This window comes from Bacillus sp. 05T31, assembly GCF_056396725.1.
Genome location: NZ_JBFTMA010000170.1, coordinates 1 through 7,219 on the forward strand (window position 1 = coordinate 1; position 7,219 = coordinate 7,219).

A 7,219-nucleotide genomic window follows, 5' to 3' on the forward strand; every position below is an offset into this window, starting at 1 on the left:
GTGCTACATGAGGATGTATATAACTTCTTGGAGCAACTAGATTGGTAAGGTCTAGTTGCCTCTTTTTTTCATAAGGAATTTTTTGTGAAAACTGTAAAAAATCATTGGGAGATGATGAAAGTTTCACTTTATACATCCCCCATCTTTCGGATACACTAAATAATATAAGGGTTTAAAGGAGGTATTTTTGCTTGGAAGAAATCATGCAAGAACATATTGATAAGTTGTTATTATTTATGAGGGAAGAAGCGTATAAACCGTTAACGATACAAGAATTAGAATCGGCATTTGGAATCGAAGGCTCTGAGGGCTTTAAAGATTTCGTAAAGGCACTTGTAATGATGGAAGAGAAGGGGCTTGTTATCCGCACACGTAGTAACCGCTACGGTCTTCCAGAAAAAATGAATTTAGTACGCGGTAAATTAATTGGGCACGCACGTGGTTTTGCGTTCGTCGTTCCAGAGGAGAAGAAAACAGGAGATGATGATCTTTTCATCCCGCCGACAGAATTAAATGGTGCACTTCATGGTGATACAGTATTAGCACGTGTTAGCGCACAATCAAGTGGATCACGCCAAGAAGGCGCGATTGTTCGTATTTTAGAGCGTGGAACGAAGGAACTAGTTGGTACATATACAGAGTCAAAGAACTTTGGATTTGTTATACCTGATAATAAACGCTGGACAAGTGATATTTTTATCTTGAAAAGTGCATCTATGGGCGCTGTAGAAGGCCATAAAGTAGTTGTGAAAATTACGGGCTACCCAGAGAACCGTTTAAGCGCAGAAGGTGAAGTTATTCAAATTCTAGGTCATAAAAATGACCCAGGAGTAGATATTTTATCTGTCATTCATAAACATCATTTACCTTTAGCATTCCCTGAAGAAGTGATGGAGCATGCAAACAGTGTACCAGAAACGATTTCAGAAGAAGATATAAAAGATCGTCGTGATTTACGTGATCAAATGATTGTTACAATTGATGGTGCGGATGCGAAAGACTTAGATGACGCTGTTACAGTAACGAAGCTTGAGAACGGTAACTATAAGCTTGGCGTTCATATTGCGGATGTAAGTCATTACGTTCAAGAAGGTTCTCCAATTGATGTTGAAGCAGCAGAGAGAGCAACGAGTGTATATCTTGTAGACCGTGTAATTCCGATGATTCCGCATCGTTTATCAAACGGTATTTGTTCATTAAATCCGAAAGTAGACCGTCTGACACTATCTTGTGAAATGGAAATCAACAATCTAGGTGATGTTGTAAAACACGAGATTTTCCAAAGTGTAATTAAAACGACAGAGCGTATGACGTATGCTGACGTAAGAAGCATTTTAGAAGATGAAGACGAAGCACTAATTGAACGTTACGAGCCGCTAGTACCAATGTTTAAAGAAATGGGGCAGTTAGCACAAATTTTACGTGAAAAACGTATGCGCCGTGGTGCGATTGACTTTGACTTTAAAGAAGCGAAAGTACTAGTAGATGAAGAAGGAAAACCGACTGATGTTGTAATGCGTGATCGTTCTGTATCAGAGAAGTTAATTGAAGAGTTTATGCTTGTTGCGAACGAAACAGTAGCGGAGCATTTCCACTGGATGAACGTACCGTTTATGTACCGTGTCCATGAAGATCCGAAAGAAGATAAGCTTGAGCGTTTCTTCGAGTTTGTAACAAACTTCGGATATGCAGTAAAGGGACGTGCGAATGAAATACACCCTCGTGCATTGCAGCAAATTCTTGAAATGGTTCAAGGTCAGCCGGAAGAAATAGTCATTTCAACAGTTATGCTTCGTTCTATGAAGCAAGCACGTTACGATTCGAACAGCTTAGGACATTTTGGTTTATCAACTGAGTTCTACACGCATTTCACATCGCCAATTCGTCGTTACCCAGATACGATTGTTCATAGATTGATTCGTGAATACATCATTAATGGTAAAGTAGACAACGAAACGCAAGCGAAATGGCGTGAAAACTTACCTGAGATTGCAGAGCACTCTTCTAATATGGAACGCCGTGCTGTTGAAGCAGAGCGTGAAACAGACGAAATGAAAAAAGCAGAGTATATGGTCGATAAGATCGGTGAAGAGTATGACGGTATGATTAGCTCTGTAACAAACTTCGGTTTATTCGTAGAGCTTCCAAATACAATTGAAGGTCTTGTACACGTTAGCTATTTAACAGATGATTACTACCGTTATGACGAAAAACATTTTGCGATGATCGGAGAACGTACAGGTAACGTATTCCGCATCGGTGACGAAATTACAATTCGTGTTATTAACGTAAATAAAGACGAGCGTGCAATCGACTTTGAAATCGTTGGCATGAAAGGCACACCTCGTCGTAAGTTCAAAGATCGTCCAGTTGTGATTGAACAGCCAAGAACAGGCAGAAAGAAACGCGGTGGACGTAGCGAACGTAGTAATGAGCGCGGTGGCGAGCGCGGCACAGGAAGAAAGTTTGATCGTGGTGGACAAGGAAAAGGAAAAGGATCCGCATCTGCATCAGCATCCACATCCACATCCGCTAGTCAGCCAGGGAAAAAAGATGGTAACGGTAATGGTAAGAAGAAAAAAGGCTTCTTTGAAAATGTACCAGGATTCAAGAAGAAAAAGAAAAAGCGCAAGTAAGAAAAGAGTGGCTTCGCCTCACATTCTGAGCGAGCCACTTTCGCTTTTTGTGGAATCCAGCTACAGTGGCTAGAATGTTTGGTGGCTTCGCTTCTTCCCAGGAGGCAAAGAGCGCCTCAAGGTCAGAAGCTCCATCCACCTCACATTCTGAGCGAGCCACTTTCGCTTTTGGTTTACATTTGTTACAATGGTAAAAATAGAGGAGGGACGTTATATGCCAAAAGGTACAGGTAAGGTTATTGCGCAAAATAAAAAAGCATTTCATGATTATTTCATCGAAGAAACATACGAAGCAGGGCTTGTCCTTCAAGGAACGGAAATTAAGTCGATTCGCGCTGGACGCGTGAACTTGAAAGAYGCGTTTGCACGTATACATAACGGTGARGTATGGGTTCATAATATGCATATTAATACATATGAACAAGGGAATCGTTTCAATCACGATCCGCTACGTACAAGGAAGTTACTTCTTCATAAAAAAGAAATTGATAAGCTAGCAGGTTACGCAAAAGAAACAGGATATGCATTAGTTCCAGTTAGAATCTATTTGAAAAATGGATTTGCGAAAATGGCACTTGGTTTAGCAAAAGGTAAGAAACAATATGATAAACGTCACGATTTAARAGAGAAAGAAGCGAAACGTGAAATTGCACGCGTGTTCCGTGATCGYCAAAAGATGTAATACAGATATTTACATTTGTAAAACGGCGCGCGTATGATATAATAACTTATGTAAGGTTGTTGCACATTGAAAAACAGCTCTTAGTAGTTATCACGATATTTTCTTCGTATGCTCCATTTTTATCATGGGGACGTTACGGATTCGACAGGGATAGTTCGAGCTTAGGTTGCGAGTCGAGGGGATCGGCCTCGTTAAAACGTCAAAGCCTATAATTGGCAAACAAAACAATCTTTCTTTAGCTGCTTAATTGCACTAAAGGTTCCTCCCTCCATCGTCCATGTGGTAGGGTAAGGGACTCAAACTAAGTGGACTACGCCGGAGTTCGCCGTCTGAGGGCGAAGGAAGAGAACAATCAGACTAGCAACTTGGAAGCCTGTCGATAGGCCGAAGAGTTCGCGAAATGCTAATATATCGACTACACTCGTAGAAGCTTAAGTGCCGATATTTTTGGACGTGGGTTCGACTCCCACCGTCTCCACCAATACATATTTGGTGGTTTTTTTATTTTGTATGATATGAACCATAACTTTGCCAGAKTGGCGRGGTTATGGTTCTTTTTGTTTGCGGCAGAGTTATGGTTCTAAAAACAGAATGTATCTAATTCTTCGGTTCTTTCAATTACATTCTCAATACACCTTGTGTGTGTTATCCCCTAACGATCACAATTTTATCTAAAATAAACAACAACAAAATCACTTCTACACAAGTATTTATAAGTAGAAAAATAGAAAGAATACAGTTTTTTTGTTTTGTGGTTTTATAAAATGCTTAAGGTGATGGGGGTGGGATAGTACCCCTGAAACAGAAAATGAAGAAATAGTTATTGATGATAAGCAGGTAGATACTATAGCTGCCCCTTAATGATTAAAAAATATTTATTTAAATCTTCATATATTTTGTGTTTTCATCCATATCTATTGTAAGATTATATAGAGTTCTCCTAATAAGCYGTTATAAYGGCTTTTTTAGGGATTTAATATTTTATARATCTTAAATTATTTTTGGGGGATAACTTTTTATCCAACTAAGTTATATTGAAGTAGAGGTGAACCATCGGTGAAGCAGGTGTTAGTAATTAAGAATGAGCGGTCTTTTGCAAAGAAAATCGTAAGCGGTCTAACGCAAGAGGGCTATTTCATTTTAAAACTTCACAATGAAAACCAAGGTTTAAATATAGTATATGAACAAGATTGGGATATTATCATATTGGATTGGGATTCGTTAAGTATATCGGGGCCAGAAATTTGTAGACAAATACGACTTGTTAAAACGACACCGATAATTATTGTGACCGACAATATTTCTAGCAAGGATTGCATAGCAGGGCTACAAGCAGGAGCAGATGATTATATTAGAAAACCATTTGTGAAAGAAGAATTAGTAGCGAGGGTTCAAGCTATTTTAAGGAGAAGTGACTGTATCCAGCAAAATGAGACAAACTTTTTTCAGTTTAAAGATCTCTTTGTTGATGCATCTAGCCATATTGTGAAAAAAGGTGGTAAAAATCTCACGCTTACTAAGCGCGAGTACGATTTACTTGTATTTTTAATTAAGAATAAAAATACAATATTGAGTCGTGAAATGCTTTTGAATCAGGTTTGGGGATATAACGTAGTAGTCAATCCAAATGTAGTAGACTTATATATTGGGTATGTAAGAAAAAAGTTAAAGTGCGAGAAGAAAGATAGATATATTCAAACGATACATGGCAGAGGCTATTCAATGGTTGAATGATAAAAATAAGATAATAGGTAAAGTACAGTTTGTCATAATAGCAAAAACGAGTAAAACTATTTCATACAGTTTTACTCGTTTTTTTCTATTAAACCTGATAATCAAATAGTTTCTGTGAAATATTAAAAGACGGAAACTATAAAAAGAAGATTGCTACCAGGCAATGGATTATGAAAAAATTAACTATTAATGGGCATTTTTTTGCAGTAGAAATCATGGTTTATAAGGTGCCCAATCTATTGATTAGTACGTGTGGGGGATGACTCTGGTGCGCATTAGATGAGACTGTATCTAATGTATGTTTAATTTTATTAACTCACACCATTCACAAGATTTTCACATAATTAATGACTATACTTATTAACAGGATATTCAAATGAAAATGATTATCAATAGCAATTTAGATGCATAAAGGTTACTATCTAATTTAATCTATGGGCGTTATCATTTTCGAACTAAATTACATTATAAGGAGTATACGTATGAAAAAAACTATGCTTTTAAAATTAGTAAGTATTYTAGCAATTTTCACTTTAATGTTAGTAGCTTGTTCAGATTCAAGTAAGGAAACTTCGAAAGCTAATAAAGGTGATAGTAGTGATAAGCCAAAAACGGTTGAAATCACTGATGCTCATGGAACTGTTAAAGTCCCTGTAAATCCAAAGAATGTAGTTGCTTTGGATAATAGAACTTTTGAAACTTTAGCTGATTGGGGAATTAAATTAGCGGCTGCTCCAAAGGATGTAATGCCTGCAGATTCAGCATATGTAAAGGATAGTAAAGTTCAAAATATTGGAAATCACCGCGAACCAAATCTTGAAATTATTGCAGCGGCAAACCCTGAACTTGTAATCGTAGGTCAAAGATTTGCTGGCCATTACGAAGAAATCAAAAAATTAGTGCCAAATGCAGCTGTTATTGATCTTAATGTTGATGTTTCTGAGAAAGCTACTAAGCCTGGAGAAAACTTAGTAAAAGGACTTAAAGATTCTACAATTTCTTTAGGAAAAATCTTTGATAAAGATAAAGAAGCTAAAAAATTAGTAGCTGATTTTGATAAATCTATTGAAAATGTAAAATCTGCTTATAATGGAAAAGATAAAGTTATGAGTGTTATCGTTACTGGTGGGAATATTGGTTTTGCTGCTCCTCACTCTGGTCGCGTTTGGGGACCAATGTATGAAATTTTCGGTTGGACTCCAGCACTAGAAGTGTCTAATTCTACTGCAGGTCATAAAGGTGATGACGTTTCTGTTGAAGCTATTGCACAAACAAATCCTGATTGGCTTTTCGTATTAGATCGTGATGCTGCAACATCTGATGCTGCTACTTCAGCTCCTGCTCAAGATGTTATTTCTAAATCACCTGCTCTTCAAAACACAACTGCTGTTTCTAAAAAACAAATTGTTTATGCACCAGCAGATACTTACACAAATGAATCAATTGAGACTTATATAGAGTTRTTTGGAAATATYGCAAAAACTTTAGCTAAGTAGTGTAAAGGAGTACGAAACAGTGTCAAAAAATATAATTTCTAGGGTTGAGAATAATTCTCAACCCCAGTTTTATAATCACAATAAATTATGGACAAAACCTTTTATAATAGCGATTATAGTTGTTATAATTTTAGGGATTATATCACTGTTTACTGGAGTTTATGATATACGTGGACAAGAGGACGGAATGGAGATGTTTTTCATAACTCGTGTTCCGAGAACAGTTGCATTAATGCTTACTGGAGCTGCAATGGCGATGGCAGGGCTCGTAATGCAACTCATTACACAGAATCGTTTTGTTGAACCTACTACAACGGGGACTATTGAATGGTCAGGTTTAGGCTTGCTTTTTGTATATTTATTATTTCCTGCCCCGACTTTAGTTCAAAGAATGACTGGTGCAATCATTTTTTCTTTTATAGGAACTATGGTTTTCTTTCTATTTTTAAGAAGAGTTAAACTTCGTTCGTCTTTAATTGTCCCGATTATTGGATTGATGCTTGGAGCAGTTATTTCTGCAGTATCTACTTTTCTAGGACTCCTTTTTCAAATGACGCAAAGCATTGAAACTTGGTTTGTAGGTTCATTTGCTACCGTTCAGGTGGGAAGATATGAATATTTATGGCTGATTGTTATCGTTACTTTGCTTATTTTTATGTATGCTAATAGAT

The 7,219-nt window shown here is 37.2% G+C and carries 5 protein-coding genes and 1 other RNA gene; all 6 read left to right on the plus strand.

Annotation, left to right across the window (positions count from 1 at the left end):
* Positions 1–203 precede the first annotated feature (203 nt).
* Positions 204–2,636 carry a ribonuclease R gene (gene rnr, locus AC1DJR_RS12800; RefSeq protein WP_429691830.1) on the plus strand — a complete coding sequence of 811 codons (2,433 nt, stop codon included), beginning with the start codon at positions 204–206 and terminating at the stop codon, positions 2,634–2,636.
* A gap of 214 nt (positions 2,637–2,850) precedes the next feature.
* Positions 2,851–3,318, plus strand: a complete 468-nt coding sequence (gene smpB, locus AC1DJR_RS12805) for an SsrA-binding protein (protein WP_477002755.1) — start codon at positions 2,851–2,853, stop codon at positions 3,316–3,318.
* A 126-nt stretch (positions 3,319–3,444) separates the two neighbouring features.
* Positions 3,445–3,799, plus strand: a transfer-messenger RNA (tmRNA) gene (gene ssrA, locus AC1DJR_RS12810).
* A gap of 575 nt (positions 3,800–4,374) precedes the next feature.
* Positions 4,375–5,052, plus strand: a complete 678-nt coding sequence (locus tag AC1DJR_RS12815; RefSeq protein WP_131246545.1) for a response regulator transcription factor — start codon at positions 4,375–4,377, stop codon at positions 5,050–5,052.
* Between the two features lie 482 nt (positions 5,053–5,534).
* Positions 5,535–6,548: a siderophore ABC transporter substrate-binding protein gene (locus AC1DJR_RS12820; protein ID WP_002139176.1), complete on the plus strand. Its 1,014-nt coding sequence runs from the start codon at positions 5,535–5,537 to the stop codon at positions 6,546–6,548.
* A gap of 19 nt (positions 6,549–6,567) precedes the next feature.
* Positions 6,568–7,219: iron chelate uptake ABC transporter family permease subunit (locus tag AC1DJR_RS12825; RefSeq protein ID WP_477002756.1), on the plus strand; the 652-nt coding region annotated here is incomplete at its 3' end.